At 72.9% G+C, this 16,828-nt stretch carries 12 protein-coding genes; 6 read left to right on the top strand and 6 right to left on the bottom strand.

Features of this window, described 5'->3' with window-relative positions; all coding sequences use genetic code 11:
- Positions 1-51 precede the first annotated feature (51 nt).
- Positions 52-1,170: a S1 family peptidase gene (locus JOM49_RS16620; RefSeq protein ID WP_209665181.1), complete on the bottom strand. Its 1,119-nt coding sequence runs from the start codon at positions 1,168-1,170 to the stop codon at positions 52-54.
- 222 nt (positions 1,171-1,392) lie between these two features.
- Here JOM49_RS16620 and JOM49_RS16615 point away from each other — a divergent pair, with 222 nt between their 5' ends.
- Positions 1,393-2,028: a hypothetical protein gene (locus JOM49_RS16615; RefSeq protein WP_209665180.1), complete on the top strand. Its 636-nt coding sequence runs from the start codon at positions 1,393-1,395 to the stop codon at positions 2,026-2,028.
- Here JOM49_RS16615 and JOM49_RS16610 read toward each other — a convergent pair.
- Both JOM49_RS16610 and JOM49_RS16605 read right to left on the bottom strand, forming a co-directional pair.
- Positions 1,958-3,433, bottom strand: coding sequence for a M1 family metallopeptidase (locus JOM49_RS16610; RefSeq protein WP_209665179.1), 1,476 nt, complete (start codon positions 3,431-3,433; stop codon positions 1,958-1,960). The two genes, JOM49_RS16615 and JOM49_RS16610, sit on opposite strands and share 71 nt — an antisense overlap.
- 160 nt (positions 3,434-3,593) lie before the next feature.
- Positions 3,594-3,770, bottom strand: a complete 177-nt coding sequence (locus JOM49_RS16605; RefSeq protein ID WP_209665178.1) for a CsbD family protein — start codon at positions 3,768-3,770, stop codon at positions 3,594-3,596.
- A 187-nt stretch (positions 3,771-3,957) separates the two neighbouring features.
- Between JOM49_RS16605 and lanKC the strand changes: the two genes are divergently transcribed.
- From lanKC to JOM49_RS16590, 5 genes are all read left to right on the top strand, one after another.
- Complete coding sequence (gene lanKC, locus JOM49_RS16600; protein ID WP_209665177.1) at positions 3,958-6,606, top strand: class III lanthionine synthetase LanKC; 2,649 nt, start codon at positions 3,958-3,960, stop codon at positions 6,604-6,606.
- A complete protein-coding gene (locus JOM49_RS43720) occupies positions 6,603-6,725 on the top strand; it encodes a hypothetical protein (protein WP_281068319.1) in 123 nt (40 codons plus the stop codon). The genes lanKC and JOM49_RS43720 overlap by 4 nt, the downstream gene beginning before the upstream one ends.
- A gap of 44 nt (positions 6,726-6,769) precedes the next feature.
- Positions 6,770-6,892: a SapB/AmfS family lanthipeptide gene (locus JOM49_RS43715; RefSeq protein WP_281068318.1), complete on the top strand. Its 123-nt coding sequence runs from the start codon at positions 6,770-6,772 to the stop codon at positions 6,890-6,892.
- 438 nt (positions 6,893-7,330) lie between these two features.
- Entirely contained in the window at positions 7,331-8,617 is a 1,287-nt protein-coding gene (locus JOM49_RS16595; protein WP_209665176.1) for an MFS transporter, read from the top strand.
- Positions 8,614-10,638, top strand: coding sequence for a prolyl oligopeptidase family serine peptidase (locus tag JOM49_RS16590; RefSeq protein WP_209665175.1), 2,025 nt, complete (start codon positions 8,614-8,616; stop codon positions 10,636-10,638). The genes JOM49_RS16595 and JOM49_RS16590 overlap by 4 nt, the downstream gene beginning before the upstream one ends.
- Here JOM49_RS16590 and JOM49_RS16585 read toward each other — a convergent pair.
- From JOM49_RS16585 to JOM49_RS16575, 3 genes are all read right to left on the bottom strand, one after another.
- Entirely contained in the window at positions 10,635-13,550 is a 2,916-nt protein-coding gene (locus JOM49_RS16585) for a helix-turn-helix transcriptional regulator (RefSeq protein WP_209665174.1), read from the bottom strand. The genes JOM49_RS16590 and JOM49_RS16585 overlap by 4 nt on opposite strands.
- 72 nt (positions 13,551-13,622) lie before the next feature.
- Positions 13,623-13,841, bottom strand: coding sequence for a hypothetical protein (locus JOM49_RS16580; RefSeq protein WP_209665173.1), 219 nt, complete (start codon positions 13,839-13,841; stop codon positions 13,623-13,625).
- Positions 13,842-13,891: 50 nt separating this feature from the next.
- A complete protein-coding gene (locus tag JOM49_RS16575; RefSeq protein ID WP_209665172.1) occupies positions 13,892-16,696 on the bottom strand; it encodes a type 2 lanthipeptide synthetase LanM family protein in 2,805 nt (934 codons plus the stop codon).
- Positions 16,697-16,828: the final 132 nt, after the last annotated feature.

Here is a 16,828-nt window from a genome sequence, read left to right as displayed (position 1 = left end):
GCGATACCGCCTGGCCCGGGATCGGCGCGGTCACCGATCCCGGGCGGTGGGTCAGGCGGTCACCAGTGACAGTCCGTAGGTCTGCAGGATCTCGTTGACCGGCTGGAACCAGGTCTCACCGCCGGAACTGCAGTTGCCCCAGCCCCCGGAGGTCACGCCCTGTGCCTGGTCGCCGGTGATGAAGGAGCCACCGGAGTCGCCCGGCTGGGCGCAGACGCTGGTCTTGGTCATCTGGTGCACCGCGCCCTGGGCGTAGTTCACCGTCTCGTTGTGCGCGAGCACGGTGCCGCAGTGCCAGTGCGTGGTGGAGCCGGAGCGGCACACCGAGGTCCCGACCGGGGCGACCCAGGAACCGCGGACCAGCGCGTCGCTCACCGTGCCCCAGCCGAGCACGACGGGCGCGGTCCACCAGCCGTTGCCGATGCCGACGTAGGCGTAGTCGTTGCCGGGGAATGAAGAGCCGTGGAAGGAGCCCATCGCCGAGCCGTCCCAGCCGGTGACGGAGCTGCCCACGCCACCGCAGTGACCGGCCGTGACGAACCCGCCGTGCACGGAGAAGCCGATCGAGCAGCGGACGTTGCCGTTGATGTAGAAGGGATCACCGCCGACCGTCCCGGCCGCGAAGGACACCGGCTTCGGGCCTTCCTCGATCCGGACCGGCCCGGCTTCCCGCGCCTGCTGGAGGAACGCGGCCAGCTCCGGGCTGTCCGCTCCACTTTGGACCGTGAGCACCACGCTCCCGGACCGGGGGTCGGCTCGCCACCCGCTGACCTCAGCCGGAGCCTGCGCGGCCCGCGCGTCGATCGCCGCTTTGGTGGCGTCCAACTGGGCCGCACTCACCTCGACCCGCTCGGCCACGGCGCCGGTGCGCTCCACCGCCTGGGCGGCGGTGTCGTCGGTGACCCCGACGACGAGCTTGCCGCGCTCGGGATCGAACCAGGCCCCGCCGAACGCGGTCCCGGCGGCCTCCTGCGCCACCGGAGCCACCCGGCTCGCGCTGGCTTCCTCGGCCAGGCGGGTGTGCGCCTGGGCCGAGGTGAGGCCGAGGTCGCGCTGCATCGCCTCGACCAGCCCGGGCGAGGCGACCGCGCTACCAGCGGTACCCACGGTGATGACGGAGAGCGCGAGGCACGCCGTCGCAGTCAGGTTGAGCAGGTTTCTTCGACGCATGATGACTCCTCGAGGCGGGGGACCGGAGCAACACGTACGCCCAGAGTGTCGGTGCCTGCGCAGGTCTAGACCAGTTCTTGGCTGAAAATGCCCACCCGCGGCGCGAAAACGGTCAAAGACAAACATCTCGAACACGGGCAGTCGCGATCCCGTCGTTGTGACGGGCGACCGTCGCGGTCCGATATCAGCTGGAGCGGGGCAGGCGGCGGGAGGGCGACCAGGGTGGACGAGGCCGGCGAGTTCGACAAGGCGGAGTACGACAGCCTCCGCGCGGAGTTGATCTTTCACCAGACCAACGCCAGTGCCATCTTCGCGCTCAACATCGCCGGGATGGGGGTCGGGGTGACGGCGGCGGCCAAGCTCGGCTCGGCGCTGCTGGTGCTTTCGGTGCTCTCCTGCGTGCTGTGGCTCCGCTACAGCGATCACGTGATGGCCCTGTTCCGCATCGCGGCGTACCTGGAAACCGTGCTCCGCCCGCGGGTCACCGCCCGGGTGGGCGAGGCGGTTCTCGGCTGGGAGTCCTTCCTCCGCACCGGGTTCACCGCGTCCGGGTTCCCGGCGCTGCCTTCACGCGATTCGCGGATGGGCATCCTGGTGGCTTCCGGAGCGTTCCTGCTGCCGCCGCCGCTGCTGTGCCTCGCGTTCGTCGTGCAGCAAGCGCCGTCGGTTTCCGGCGGCTCCCGTGTTCTGCTGCTGGCCGCGGTCGCGTGCGCGGGGCTGATCTGGCTCTACACGATCAGTCGCGGGGTGCAGAAGGTGCGCTGGGTTCGCGCTGTCGACGCGAGGCTCAGTGCGGGTGCGCGGAGTGGTGCCCGTGGATCATCTCGTCCATCACCGGGAGGTGCTTCACCGTCGTGACCGGGGTGCCGTTCGGGCCGGTGGCGGGCTTGACCGGGTCGGCGAGCCACGTCTGGAACAGTGCGTCCAGCTGGCGGCCGGCCAGGTCCTCGGCGAACTGGATGAAGTCCGGCGTGGTGGCGTGCCCACCGCGGTACTTCGAGTGGTAGCCCTCCAGGATCCGGAAGAACGTGTCGTCGCCGACCTCGGTGCGCAGGGCCTGCAGCGTCATCGCGCCGCGTTCGTAGACCGCGCTCGCGAACAGCCGCGTGCCCGGCCACAGTTTGAGCTGCCAGAACGCGTCCTCCGCCGGGTACTTCGCGTAGAAGGCGTCGGCCAGTTCGGCGGCGGTGCCGCTGCCACGGTGTTCCGACCACAGCCACTCGCCGTAGGTGGCGAAGCCTTCGTTGAGCCACATGTTGGACCAGTCGGCGAGCGCGACCGAGTCGCCGTACCACTGGTGCGCCAGTTCGTGCGCGACCACCCAGGTGCCGTCCTTGCCGACCTCGAACAGGGTGCCGTACACCGGCCGGGTCTGGTTTTCGATGGCCGAGTTCCAGCCGGTGGTGGCCACCCCGCCGAGCGAGCCGAACGGGTACGGGCCGAACTTCGAAGACAGGAAATCGGTGATCTCCGGGGTGCGCTCGATCGCCTCCTTGGCCGTCGGCAGCACCTCGCGCAGCGACTCGTCGTAGGCGGTGTAGTACGGCTTGTTGCCGACGACACCTTCGTTGAGCTCGTACTTGCCGAGCGCGATGAACGGCAGGTAGCTGACCATCGGCTCGTCCGCCCGCCACTCCCACCGGCTCCAGCCGGGCACCGGCTGGGAGGGGCTGGTCAGCACGCCGTTGGACAGCGCGGTCGTCCCGGCGGGCACGGTCGCCGAGACGCGGTAGGTGGCCTTGTCCGACGGGTGGTCGTTGGCCGGGAACCAGGTCTCGGAACTGCGGGGCTGCCCGATTGACACCCCGCCGGTCTCGGTGCGGTGCCAGACCTGGACGCCGTCCACCTGCACCTGTGAGGGGATGTCGGCGTAGTCGACGGTCACGGTCAGTGGACGGCCTTGGGCCACCGGTGCACCCGGCGTCACGATCAGCTCGGTCTTGTCGGCGGCGTCCACCCGGAAGCTCGCCGGTTCCCCGCCGACCCGCACCGAGGTGACCTTCAGCGCGAAGTCGAGGTTGAACTGCGAAAGGTCCTGCGTGGCCACCGCGTGCAGCGTGGTCTGCCCGGTCAGTTCGTCGGTGGCGGGCTGGTAACGCAGGTCGATGTCGTAGTGCTGGACGTCGTAACCGCCGTTGCCCGCCCGCGGGTAGATCGGGTCCCCGACCCCGGGCGCCCCTGGCGCCGGATCCGCGGCGGCCGGTACCGCCCCCAGCACCCCCAGCGCGACGACGACCGCACCCGCGCGCATGCGCTTGCGCATGTGATCCCTCCCAGGAGAAAGCCGGATACGGCCCAACCTAATCGGCGGTGACCGCCCGCTTCCGTGGTTTCACCCACGCCCGAAGCGCCGTCTCTCCTGGGATCTCCTATGTGGACTGACGAAGCCGGGTGGGCGGCAACCCGCCCACCCGGGGAAGCGACTAGTCGGTGACGCCCTTGACGGCGTCCTTGAGCTTCTCGCCGGCCTGCTTCACGTTGGCCTTGCCCTGCTCGGCCTTGCCCTCGGCCTGCCACTGCTCGTTGCCCGTGGCGTCACCGACGGCTTCCTTCGCCTTGCCCTTGAGTTCGTCGGTCTTGTTCTCGGCCTTGTCGCTCATCACGCCTCCATCGTCGTCCTGCACCGAGCTACTACCCGGCGGACGAGCACCGGAAACCCCCGCGCGTCAGCTTCCTGCCACCGGCCTCGTCCGGTTGCTGACCGCCGGACGCCTGTCGTCGCGCCCGCTCGCCGGAGATGCTTCTCCTGTCACCGGAACCGGCGGCGGAAACGAGGAGGCGAAGCAGATGCGGGACGCAGCGTTCACCCTGGCGGACAAGGACTTCTTCACCCCGCTCGCGGCGGCGGACCCGGGTCCCCGGTACCGGATCGCCTCGGCACCGGCCGGCTGGCGGTCGGCGGAGTTCGACGTCTGGACCTTCTGGTCGCCCGAGGGCCTGGCTCTGCCGGAGCACGGCTGGAAGGTGCACGTCTCGGCCTCGCTGGCCAACTCGGCCAAGGTGCTGGACGTGGTCGCCGGGGTGTGCACCCGGCTCGGGGTGCCGTTCAAGCACCTGAGCGGGCACAAGTTCTTCCTCTGGCTGCACGGCAAGCACGCCTCCCGTGCGCAGAGCGGCAAGTTCTGCGCCCTCTACCCGCCCACCCCCGAGCTCGCCCACGAGGTGCTGGCCGCACTGGACGCCGCGCTCGCCGGGATCGACGGGCCCTACGTGCTCACCGACCGCCGCTTCGGCGAGTCGCACTGCGTTTCCTACCGCTACGGCGCCTTCTCCGCCCAGCCCCGGCTGGAGCACGACGGCACCAGCACGCCGATGGTGCGCGGGGTCGACGGACGGCTGGTGCCCGACGAGCGGCGCCCGGAGTTCCACCTGCCCGAGGGTGTCACCGATCCGTTCACCACCGCGCTCGACGAGCTGGACGACGGCGAGGTCAGCTTCCACGGCTACACCTTCGAGGCGGTGCTCCAGCACAGCAACGCCGGTGGCGCCTACCGCGCCCGTACCGCGGGCGGACGCCAGGTCTTCATCAAGGAAGCCAGGGCGCACAACGGTTACGTGTGGAACGGGACCGACGCCCGGCGACGCCTCGAAGCCGAGTACCTGACGCTGCGCACACTGCACGAGGTGGCGCCGGGCAGCTGCCCGGAACCGGTCGAGTTCTTCACGCACTGGGAACACAGCTACCTGGTGACCGAGCTCGTGCCCGGCACGACCCTGACCAAGTGGACCGTCGCGAACACGCCGGTGATCCAGACCGGGCAGCCGCCGGAACGCTACGCCGCCTACTACCGCCGCTGCCTGAACGTCCTCAACGGACTCTCCGGCGTGCTGGATCGGCTGCACCGCAACGGTTACGTGTTCGTGGACATCAACCCGCGCAACGTGCTGATCGACGAGGACGACCGCGTGCGGCTCATCGACTTCGAGTCCGCCCAGCCGGCCAACCGGCCGATCAACGCGCCGGCCACGCCGGGGTACTTCCCGCCCGAGGCAGCCGACCCGGACCGCCAGGGCAGCCTCGCGGCCGAGTACTACGACGACTACGGCCTGAGCGCGGTCGCGCAGATGCTGGTCTTCCCGTTGCACCAGATCGCCGACCGCTCCCCCGACTCCCTGCACCACCTGTTCGCCGAACTCGCCGAGCACGGCCCCGTGCCGGACGAGCTGCGCGAGACGGTCCTGCGGTTCCAGCCGCCGCCGACCGGGGCGCTGCCCACGCCCGAGGAGGTGTCGCAGCGGCCCGAACCCCACCTGAGGGACCTGCGCGACGCCACCGCGGACGCCCTGGAAGCCATGGCGGGACAGGGAAAGGACACTCTCTTCCCGACCGTTCCCGACGGCTACCTGAGCAATACGCGGTGCGTGGCCTACGGCACCGCGGGTGTGCTGCACGCCCTGCGGGTGGCTGGGCGCGTGCCCGATCCCCGCTGGGTGCGCTCGCTGCGGGACGAATCGCTGGCCGGTGCCGAACGACTCGGGCCGGGCCTGCTGTTCGGCAACGCCGGGATCGCCTGGGTGCTCGCCGACCTCGGTGAGCGCGAAGCAGCCGACGAACTGCTGCTGGCTGCTTCGGCGCACCCCCTGCTCCGCCGGTCGGCGACCCTCGGCGGCGGCACGGCCGGGCTGGCACTGGCCCACCTGCACCGGTTCGCCACCGTCGGCGATCACGCCGACCTGGCCACCGCCGGGCGGTTGCTCGACGAGCTGCCCGAAGACCTGACTCCCCTGCTGGGCAAGGACAACGCCTCCGGACTGGTCCACGGCCGTCCCGGCGTCGCGCTGGCCCTGTACTACCTCTCGCGGTTCAGCGGCGACCCACAACCGATGCGGCGAGGCGTCGAACTGCTCCGCGAAGAGCTGGACCACCGGCAACCGCTGGAGGTCGACGGACTGGGCTTCCGGGTCTCGGATAAGGACCGCCGGAACATGCCCTACCTGTTCGCCGGCAGCGCCGGGTTCGTCCACGTGCTGTCGCGGTACCTGACCGTGGTGCGCGACGACGAGCTGGCCACCGTACTCGAAGGCTGCCTCCGCTCGCTCGGCATCCGGTTCACCGTCTCAAGTGGACTTTTCCAGGGGCAGGCCGGGATGGGGCTGGCCCTGTCCGGTGCCGCGCGGCTGCTCGACCGGCCGGAACTCGCCGACCGCGCCCTGGACTCGGCGCGGGCGCTGGTGAAGTACGCCGTGCCGCACGCCACCGGGGTGCGCTGGGCCGGTTCACACGGGCAGCGGTTGTCCGCCGAGCTGTGGAGCGGGTCCGCCGGCGTGCTGCTGGCCCTGCACCAGGTGCTCGAACGGGAACCCGACCCGCTTTTCACCCTGGACGCCCTCCTCCCCGAGGACGAGGCGGCCCCCGCCGCGACAGCGGCACCGGAGACTCCCGGCCACCCGGCCGGTGGGAAGTGCGAGAACACCAACCGAAGGGAAACACCATGAACAGCGTGCTGCGCCTCCAGGTCCAGGACAACCAGGACGAGGTCGAGGCCGACGCCCCGATCAGCACCATCAGCGAGCACCACTGCGGTGGCGGCCAGGTCGAGATCTCGCCCGCCTGATCACCCTCCCCCTCCCCGAAAACCCCACTGAGAAAGGGAACACGATGAACTCCGTGCTGCGCCTGCAGAACCAGGAAACCCCCGAAGAGGTCGAGGCGGACGCCCCGATCAGCACCTACAGCCTGACCCAGTGCGGCAACAGCCAGCTGGAGCCGTCGGTCGGCTGACCAGGGTGACCGGCGGAGTGGGGCGGGCCCGCGGGCCGCGTCCGGCGGGCCGCCCCCTCCGCAAACCCCGGCATCCGATTCACAGGAAGGAAAGCCCCGTGCACCACGTACTTCGCCTCCAGCTCCAGACCGAGCCCGAAGAGGTCGAGACCGACGCCCCGATCAGCACCTACAGCCTCTCCCAGTGCGGCAACGACAACGAGCTCAGCCCCGCCTGATCCGCCCGCACGCCGCACGTCCCGGCAGGCCCCCGCGCCTGCCGGGACGGCGCGTCGAACCCAGAAAGGCAAGCCCATGACCGAAACGCTCGCGCTGGCCGCCCTGGCGCCGGACGAGGAGGACCTCGGTGCCGACGCGCCGATCAGCGTGCTGTCCGTGGCGTACTGCGAGGACGCCTTCTTCGGCTGAGCCGCCCGCTTCCTCCCGGAAGGAGAAGCCATGTCCGTCACCACGGACCGCCCCGCCACCGCACCCGACAACCCCCGGAACGCCGGTGACGGTGGCCGCCGCGACCTGCGGCTGTTCCTCGTCGGACAGGTCGCCTCCGTCTTCGGGACCACGCTGACCAGCGCGGCGGTCTCCCTGATCGCGGTGGCCTGGCTGGGCGCCGGTGCCCGGGAGATGTCGCTGATCGTCGTCGCGGGCACGCTGCCCGCCCTGCTCTTCGGCCCGCTCTGCGGGGTGCTGCTCGACCGGGTCCGCCGTCCGCGCCGCGCGCTCATCACCGCCGACCTGGTCGCCGCCGCCGCGGTCGCCGCCTGCGGGCTGGCCGCCGCCGTGGACGCGCTCACCGTCGCCTGGCTCGCCGGGCTCACCGTGGTGCTGAACTCGGTGGGCATCGTGGTGGAGAGCCTGTACTTCTCCCACCTGCACGCGCTCGGCGTCGACGATCCCCGCACCGCCAGGGGCAAGCTCCAGTCGAGCGAGATGCTCTCCCGGTCGGTCGCGAACACCGTCGGCGCGCCGATCGCCGCGGCCCTCGGCGCCGCCCTGCTGTTCCTCGCCGACGTCTTCACCTACCTGATCAGCGCGTGCTGCCTGATGCTGCTGAAGGCCCCCGACACCCGCGCGCCGCGTGAGGACACCGGGCGCACCGGCGTCCTGCGCGAGTTCCGCGACGGCGTCGGCGTCATCCGGCGGCACCCCCTGCTCAGCGCCTTCACCGCGTACCTGTTCCTGAGCGCCCTGGCCACCAGCGGCATCACCACCCAGCGCGCGGTGTTCCTGCTCGACACCGTCGGGCTGCCCGTCGCGCTCTACACGCTGCCCGCCGTGGTCGCGACCGCGGTCGGGGCGGCGGGCGCGTTGTACGCCCCGCGCCTGCTTGCCCGCGGGGTGCCGCCGAGGACCGTGCTGCTGTGGGGCCTGCCCGCCGCGGCCGTTTCCACGGCGGTGCTGCCGCTCGCCGGTGGTGGCACGCCGCTGGTGCTGCTGGCCATGGTGCTCAGCACGGCGCTGCCGCTGCTGTTCGGCGCCGCGGTCAACATCGCGCTGGTCGGCGTGATCAACGACGAGATCGGCGACCAGTACTTCGCCCGCATCACCACCCTGCTCGGGTCGGTGTCCACGCTGGCAGCCACGCTCGGCGCGCTGCTGGGCGGCTCGGTCGGGACCGCGCTGGGGGTGCGGTCCGGCATCTGGGTCTGCGTGGGCATCGACCTGTTCGCCGCGGTGGTGCTGGTGCTGGTCGCGCGGCGGCCCGCTCCCGAGGAGGTCCGGCCGTGAAACCGGGAGACCTGGTCGAAGAACTGCACGGGCATCGCGTCGCGGACCCGTTCCGCGCGCTCGAGGACGCCGGCCACCCGTCGACCACCACGTGGCTCGCCGCCCAGCAGCAGCGCGCCGAGGACCTGCTGGCCGGGCTGCCCGGCCGCGACGAGTTCGCCGGACTGCTCCGCGGCCTGGTCGCCGGCCCCACCGAATCGCCGGTGAAAACCCGCGGTGGCCGCCGGTTCCGCGTGGGCCGCGCCGACGCCGCCGACCGCTGGCGCCTCCAGGTCAGCGACGAACCCGACGCGCCATGGCGCCCGGCGGTGACTCCGGGACAGCTGGACAGCGGAGCCGTGGTCCGCCGCTGGACCCCGTCGCCCGGCGGACGACTGCTCGCCATCCAGGTGACCACCGGTGGTTCGGAGAACTCGACCCCGCTTTCCGTGGTCGACATCGACAGCGGGCAGGCGGTGGAACGCAGCCCGCTCACCCGCTACAGCCCGGTGGAGTGGACCGGGGACGAGCGCGCGTACTTCTACGTGCGCCGCCACCTCGGCGGCCGGGGCACCGGCGTGTACCGGCACGAGGTCGGCCGTGACCCGGCGACGGACCTGCGGCTGATCGGTGACGACGACCCGATGACCCGCTACCACCTGCGGTTGTGGCACGACCGCTGGCTGGTGGTCGGGGTGCGGCACGGCACCGCACGCGGTGCCCGGCTGCTCTGCGCCGACCTGGCGGCCGGTCCGGAACTGCGGCCGGTACCGCTCGCCGGCTCCTCCGCTTCCGGGGTGCTGATCGACTCGGCGGGCCGCCTGCTGGCCACCTCCACCGAGGACGCCGAGTTCGGCCGCCTGCTCATCGCCGGCCCGGAGCGCGGCGGCTGGGAGCGGTGGCGCGAACTCCTGCCGGAGCAGCCGCCCGCCGTGCTCACCGCGGTGGACCTGGCCGGCGGACCCGGCGCGGAACGGCTGGTCGCCCTGTACACAGTGGACGGATACAGCCGGGTGACCGTGCACGACGCGGAAACCGGTGCGCTGGTGCGGGAAGCCGTGCTCCCCGGGCACGGCACCGTCTCGGCCATCAACCCCACCGAAGACCCGGACGTGCTGGCGCTGAGCTACACCGACTGGGCCACCGCGCTTTCGGTGTGGTTGTTCGACACCCGCACCGGGCAGGTGCACCCGGCCGACCCCGGCTCGGCCGGGCTGCGGCGGCGCATCCACGTGCACCGCACCACCTACCGCTCCTTCGACGGCACCGAAGTCCCGCTGACCATCCTGGACAGCGCGCAGGGCGAGGACGCCGACCGCCCCAAGCCGACCGTGCTCACCTGCTACGGCGGCTTCGGCATCTCGTTCCGCCCCAGCTTCCAGCCGGACGGGCTGACCTGGGTGCTCGCCGGTGGCGCGATGGCCATCGCGGCGGTGCGCGGCGGCGGTGACCGCGGGCGCGGCTGGCACCGCGAAGGCGCCGGGGTCAACAAGCTCACCGCGATCCGGGACCTGGAGGCCGCCGCCGACTGGCTGGTCGCCGAAGGCTGGACCGAGCACCGCGGGCTGGCGCTGCTGGGCGGCAGCAACGGCGGCATGGTGGTGACCAGTGCCGCCGTGCGGCGGCCCGCCGCGTACGCCGCACTGGCCGTCGCGGGCGCCCCGCTGGACATGGTGCGCTACGAACGCTGGGGGCTCGGCCGCGCCTGGCGCGAGGAGTACGGCTCGGCCGCCGACCCGGTGGCGCTGGCGAGCCTGCTCTCGTATTCGCCGTACCACAACGTGGATCCGGCGCGTGGCCCGTTCCCTGCCGTGTTGTTCTCCGCCGGGTCCGAGGACAGCCGGGTCGACCCGGTGCACTCGCGGAAGATGGCCGCGCTCCTCCAGTCCACAATGGACAATTCGGGCGGTGGGCCGGTGTTGCTGCGCGTGGTGGACGGCGGCGGCCACGTCGGCGGCGGCCCGGACGCCGACCGGCTGGCGGTGGACATGCTGGCGTTCCTCGCCGAGCACACCGGCCTGGTCCCGGGAGCGGGGTCCTAGTGGCGCCCGCGCAGGGTCCGCACCGCGTGGTCGGCCAGTGCCGACCGGTCCGCGCTGGCGGTCTTCACCAGCAGGCTCGCCACGTGCTTTTCCACCGTGCGCGGGGAAATGTGCAGCCGCTCGGCCAGCGCCTTGTTGGCCAAGCGGTGCACGAGCAGCTGGTAGACCTCGAACTCGCGCAGCGTCACCCCCAGCACGCGGAGGCTGTCGGGCACGCGTTCGGAACCGGCGCGCCGCTGCGCCACCGGGGCGCCGGTGCGGCGCAACAGGGTGCGGCAGGCGCTGGCCACCGCGGCGAGTTCGGCACGGTGGAAGTACTCCTCGGCCTCGCGCAGCCACACCCCCGGCTCACCCCAGCCGTCCGCGATGGCGGCTTCGGCCACCAACCGCAGGCCCAGCACCCGCGCACTACGGAAGGTTTCCGCGGTCCGCGAGGCTTCCGCGCGAACTCGAACGGCCTCCTCGGCACGACCGTCCCGGCCCAGCAACACGGCCTCGGCCAGCAACACGAACTGGCGGTTCCACCGCATGCGGCCGGCCGCGCTGTCCCGGACCCGTTCGTGGTCCGCCCACCCCGCGCGCCCGGCGAGCACGTCCAGCAGCAGTTGCAGACCGTGGGGTCCGGCCAGGTAGAAGGTGCTCTGCCGCTCGGCCTGGGCGGCGGCGATCGCGGCCAGTTCCGCTTCGGCGGCCGGGCGGTCCTCCTCCAAGAGCGCGCAGAAGACCTTGGCCAGCCCCTGTGCCAGCGGCATTTCCGGCGAGTTCTCCCCGCCGTGCCCGGCGAACTCGGTGAGCACGGCCGTCATCGCCGCGCGATCGCCCTGCTGCCCGGCCAGCGCCGCCTTGGCCATCAGCACGTACCGGGTGATCGCGGTCAGCTGCATGCGGGCCGATTCGGCCAGGCAGGCGTCCAGCCGCTCGGCGGCCACGCGGAACTCCCCGCACAGCACCGAGTGCAGCCCGAGGATGGCGTCCGCGTTGAGGGCCAGGCTGATCCCGCCGGTCCGCAGGGCTTCGGCACGGGCGCGATCGAGCGCGGTGGTGTCCCCTTCGGCGAGCCAGGCGTTCCCGGCCAGGCCGGTGAGCGCGTAGTTCCGCCAGGTCGCCAGATCGTGCTGGGCGGCCAGGTCGAGCATCTTCTGGAAGCAGGCGTCGGACTCACGCAGATCGCGTTCCCGCACCGCCAGCCCGACGGCGTACCAGGCCTGGCAGGCGGTGGCCGGGCGGCCGATCCGCTCGGCGCCTTCCAGCGCGCGGCGCGCCAGCCGTTCCCCGCGGTGCACCCGGCCCGGTTCGGTGCCGAACATGGTCAGGTAGGCGTCGACGGCGTCCACCTGAACCGTCTGCTCCTCGGTGGCGTCCGGGCCGAGCAGGGCACGGGCGGCACGCACCTGGGCGTCGCCGTCTGCCCAGCGCCCGGCCACCTGCGCGGCCCACGCCAGGCGCACGCAGACCTCGATCCGGCGCGAATCGTCGCCGAGCGCGGTGGTGGTGCGCAGGGTCTCGGCCAGCACCCTCGCGCGGTCGAACTGCCCGCTCTCCGCCAGTGCGTAGAGCATCGTCTCCAGCAGGTCACCGCGTTCGGCCGCGGTGCCGTGCTCGGTCAGGGCCGGTTCGGCGCGTTCGAGCAGGGCGATCGCCGTGCCCGGCGCGCCACCGTCGAGCGCGCGGCGCCCGGCACGCAGGTACAACTGCCCCGCGACGCGGTCCTCACCCGCCCGCGCCCGCAGCTCGGCCGCCAGGTGGCACCACTCGCGCGGCAGGTCGGGATGCAGTTCGGCGACGGCGTCGGCCAGGGAACCGGCGATCTTCGCGCGGTCGACCGGGGTGAGCCGGGTGAGCAGGCCCTCCACCGCGAGCGGGTGCTGGAAGCTGTACCAGTCGGCGCCGCGGTCATCCGGCGAGAGCAGTTGAGCGGCCACGGCCGCACGCAGGTGGCTGAGCAGGGCGTGGTCGTCGAGCCCGGTCACGCGCTGCACCACCGAGAGCGGGAACCGCTGTCCCAGCACGGCCGCCACGGACAGCAGCTGCGAGCCCTGCGGGCCGAGCCGGTCCACCCGCCTGCCGATGCTGTTGACCAGGGTCTGGGGCACCGCGCGGGTCTGCCCGGCCAGCCGCCAGCCGTCCCGGTCGTGCACCAGCGTGCCGCCCGCGACCAGTTCGTGGAGCAGTTCCTCGACCACCAGCGGGTTGCCCGCGCTGTCGTCGAAGAGCAGGCGGGACACCTCCTCCGGCACTTCGCCGGGTTCGGCGTCGAGGCAGCCGCGGACCAGTTCGTGCACCTCTTGCGCGCTGAGCCTGGTCAACGACAGCAGCCGCGCCTCGTCCCGGCGGGCGGCGGTTTCGGCGAGGTCGAGCGCGTCGCCCGGCTCGCTCCGCACGGTGGCCAGCACCATGGTGGGCAGCCCGGAAACGTTGCCGCAGAGGTACTCCAGCACCGCCAGCGTTTCCACGTCGGCGTCCTGGAGATCGTCGATGAACAGCAGGCAACCGCCCGCCGCGCCGGCCAGCGCGGTCAGGCGGAGCACCCCCTCGGCGAGCACCACCAGCGATTCACCGCCGCGCGAGCTCTCGTCCGCCCAGTCCGGGACCAGCCTGCCCAGCACCGGCCGGTACGGGCCGAGCCGGGCGGGCAGGTCGGGATCACCGGTGCGGACCAGGGAAAGCAGGGCCTCGGTCAGCGGGCGGAACGGCACCGCGGGGCCGGTGGTGCTGCCCCGGCCACGCAGCACCACCATCCCGGCGTCGAGCGCGCTGCCGATCGCGTCGGCCGCGAGCCTGGTCTTGCCGATGCCGGGTTCACCGACGACGAAGAACGAACAGCCGTGTCCCGCGCGGGTCCGCTCCAGGGCCGACCCCACTTCCGCGGACTCCGCGTCCCGGCCGATCAGTCGTGGGGCTCGGGTCCGCATGCTGCGACCCTAACCACGCTACGGCCCGAGCCGGACAGGCCGTCACCTGATCGCTACCGACCCGAGGGAAATTCACAGATTCCCGCCGCCGGGCGCGCTGACCGTGGTGAACTCGGCCGCGATCGAGGCGGCGGCCACCGCGCCGAGGGTCAGCCCGGCGAGGATGCTCGCGCGGACCCCGGCGGCGGTGCGGCGGGCGGGCTCGGCCGGGGTGACGGGGTCGGTGCCCAGGTCGCCGCTGGTGTTGCGGACGGCCGTGTTCTCCTCGGTGTTCGCCTGCTCGTCGTACATGTGTCCTCCTGAATTCGGGTTTTCCGTCTGGTTCAGTGGCTTCGGTGGCTTCAGTGGCTTCGGGGGGTGCCCGGCCGCAGCAGCAGCACGGACGGCACTTCGGTGGTGAAACCCAGGCGCAGCAGGCCGTAGCCGATCCCGGCGATGCCGGTCAGCAGGCCCGGGGTGGGCACGGCGTCCGGGGTGCCGCACCGCGGCCCGTACCGCTCGATGGCCCCGAGCACGTGGGCGCTGTCGCGGGTGAGCGTGGCCGCGGCCCGCTCGTGCCCGGCGGCGGCGAGTTCCACGAGCACGTCCAGCACACCCAGTTCACCGTGGCAGAGCGAGTGGTCGCCGGAGACGCGGCGAGCGGCCGCGGCGGCGACGAAGGCGTCGGCCCCGGGGTCACCGGCCGGGCGGGACAACGCCACCCCCGCGGCCCCGGAGCACCAGCCGATGCCCGCCGGACTGCCCGGCGACGCCCCGGCCGGGCGGGTCAGCGCGGTGCCCGCGCCACCCCACAGGAATCCGGCGCCTTCGGGCTCGGGGCGCGAGCTCAGCCGTCCGGCGAGTTCGGCGGCCACGTCGGCAGCGAGCGAGAGCCCGGTCTCGGCGTGCACGGCGAGCATGGCGACCAGTGCGCCGTCCGTGCCGTCGCCGATGCCCGGGCGACCTGCGTCGTCGGCGAGGCGGGTGGCGGTCACCGCGGTGGGCAGGGACTCGCGGAGCACGTCGTCGTCGAGCAGCGTGGCCAACCTGGCCACGGCGTAGGAGATGCCGCCGAGCCCGAAGAACCCGCCCGAGCCGACCTCCCTGGCCAGCTCCGGGTAGCGGACCAGCACGCCCAGCAACGCGGGAAGCCCGTGCACCGCCCGGCGCGCCAGGTCCGAGTAGCGGGAGACCCCGGTGATCGCCCCGAGCTGGGCCAGGAAGAGCGCGGTGCCGCAGTAGCCCTCGGCCAGCCCGGCACCCATCGGCAGCACGGACCAGTACCGGCCGTCGACCAGTTCCAGGCCGAGCCAGTTGGCCCGGTCGCCGTCCTGCCGGGACCGCGCGACCAGTTCGTCCCCGATGCCGCAGGCCAGCGCCAGCAGGTGCGGCTGGTCCGGCACCACGCCCGCGACGGGGTCGCCCAGTGGTGCGGCCGGGAGGTGCCCGGTGGACCGCAGTCGCGTGGCGAGGGTCGCTTCCACCAGCCACTCCTGTTCTCGCCGGTCCACCGCGCCGAGGCGGGCGAGCTTGTCCCGCACCGCTTCCAGCCCGCTGCGCCGCAGCAGGCCGGGCAGCACCGCGCCGCTGCCGGAGCGCACGTCGCGCGAGCCGACCCGTGCGGTGAACAACGGGATGTCGCCGGAGAACAGCTCGGTCAGCTCACCCGGGATCAGCTGCGGCAGGTGGTCGTGCCCGGTGTCGACGGCGAGGTCGGCGAACGCGGCCTCGCGGGCGGCGCCGTCGGCGAGGTGCCGCGGGTGGGTGGACTCGGCGAGCAGCAGGCTGTAGGCCCGGGTGTCCCGCACGACCAGCCGGATCTCCTCGCCGGCGAAGCGGGCCAGGGGCCCGTGCTCGGCGGACAGCTCCTCGGCTCGCTCGGACAGCACGTCGTAGCCGGTGCGGAACCCGGCGAGCAGCGCCTCCCGGTGGTCCAGCAGGTCGGCCGCCACTCCCCGCAGCACCGGGCGGTTGCGGGCGCCGGTCATCGGGACCCGGCCGGGCACCAGGCGCATCCGGTCCGTGCCGGCCGCCAGCCAGACCGGCACGTCGGTCGGGTAGTCCACCCCGGACTGCCCGCCGGCGCCGGAAACGTCGAGCGAACCGTGCTCACCCAGCAGCAGTCTGGGCAGCAGGGCGGTCCGCATCACCGAGGCGTTCAGCGCGGACAGCGCCGGGTCGGGCCCGGCGCTGGTCCGCGGGGTCCACCCGGGGTGGAAGAGGGTCTCGACGTCCACCAGCACCGGCTGGTCCCCGGCGGCGACGAGGTTCTCGTAGTGCATGTCGGTCGCGTCCAGCACGTACAGCAGGGCGAGCAGGGCGCCCTGGCGGCGGTGGAACCGGTCGACCTCGGCGGGGGTGGCGCACGGCGCGTGGTCGACGAACTCGGCCCAGCCGTACCCGTCGCCCGTCACCACCCGGACCCCGCGCGGGGCCAGCTCGGGCAGCACCGTGGCGAACCAGTCCAGCAGTTCGCCGAAGCGCGCCTGCAGGCCGAGCGGGCGCGGTTTGTAGACCAGCCGGGTGCCGTCGGCGAACCGCAGCACGGCCACCGAACGACCGCCGGAGTGCAGGTCACCCGCACCCAGGGTCAGGCCGGTGAGCGCACCGGGGTCGGTGCCGAAGAGGTCCGCGACCAGCGCTTCGCGGTCGGCGGCGAGGCGGTCGAGCAGTTCGGTGACCGCGTCCACCGTGTGCACGCAGGTTTCGGCGAGCAGCCGGGCCAGCACCGGGTAGCGCCGGAACAGCTCGGGCAGCCGCCCGCCGGTCTGCCGGACGAACTCGGCGAACCGCTCGTGCGAGGTCTCCCCCGCCCACGGTCCACCCTGGTGCAGTTCGGTGACCAGCGCCCGGGCGGCGATGCGCGCCAGCTTGCCGCCGAGCCAGGTCCGCACGTCCAGCCACACCGCGTCGGCCAGCCGCCCGCCGAAGCGCGCCTGGACCCGGTCCAGGAACGGCATCAAGGGAGCCACCAGGTGCTCCTCGGGTGCGGCGTCCGGCGGGACCTCCCGGAACGCCCCGCGGTCCGGGGCCACCGCGAGCACCTCCTCCACCAGTTCCGCCCACCCGGGCCGCGTGGACCCGTGCTCGGCGGTGGAGAGCGCGGCCGTCCACCAGCCGCCGGACGGCGGGGCGGTGGCCACGGGGCTCTCGGTCGGGTTGCTCACCCCCGGAACGTTGCCAGCCGGGCCCGCGCGGGCACATGGGTAATCACTACCCGCTTTCCCGCCTCGGAAGATGGGGGCGCGTTACCCATGTGCGCACCGGGCCCGCTCCCGCACAGTGGCAGCACGGAAGGA

Source organism: Amycolatopsis magusensis, from assembly GCF_017875555.1.
In the GTDB taxonomy this organism is placed as follows: Bacteria; Actinomycetota; Actinomycetes; order Mycobacteriales; family Pseudonocardiaceae; genus Amycolatopsis; species Amycolatopsis magusensis.
Note: the sequence above shows the minus strand (reverse complement) of the source record. Positions and strands in the feature narration are given on the sequence as shown.

Bases quoted from the DNA above. Each gene is read 5' to 3' on its own strand.
- JOM49_RS16595 (WP_209665176.1), top strand. From the start codon at position 7,331: ATGTCCGTCACCACGGACCGCCCCGCCACCGCACCCGACAACCCCCGG.
- JOM49_RS16605 (WP_209665178.1), bottom strand. From the start codon at position 3,770: ATGAGCGACAAGGCCGAGAACAAGACCGACGAACTCAAGGGCAAGGCG.
- JOM49_RS16585 (WP_209665174.1), bottom strand. From the start codon at position 13,550: ATGCGGACCCGAGCCCCACGACTGATCGGCCGGGACGCGGAGTCCGCG.
- JOM49_RS16580 (WP_209665173.1), bottom strand. From the start codon at position 13,841: ATGTACGACGAGCAGGCGAACACCGAGGAGAACACGGCCGTCCGCAAC.
- JOM49_RS16620 (WP_209665181.1), bottom strand. From the start codon at position 1,170: ATGCGTCGAAGAAACCTGCTCAACCTGACTGCGACGGCGTGCCTCGCG.
- JOM49_RS43720 (WP_281068319.1), top strand. From the start codon at position 6,603: ATGAACAGCGTGCTGCGCCTCCAGGTCCAGGACAACCAGGACGAGGTC.
- JOM49_RS16610 (WP_209665179.1), bottom strand. From the start codon at position 3,433: ATGCGCAAGCGCATGCGCGCGGGTGCGGTCGTCGTCGCGCTGGGGGTG.
- JOM49_RS43715 (WP_281068318.1), top strand. From the start codon at position 6,770: ATGAACTCCGTGCTGCGCCTGCAGAACCAGGAAACCCCCGAAGAGGTC.
- lanKC (WP_209665177.1), top strand. From the start codon at position 3,958: ATGCGGGACGCAGCGTTCACCCTGGCGGACAAGGACTTCTTCACCCCG.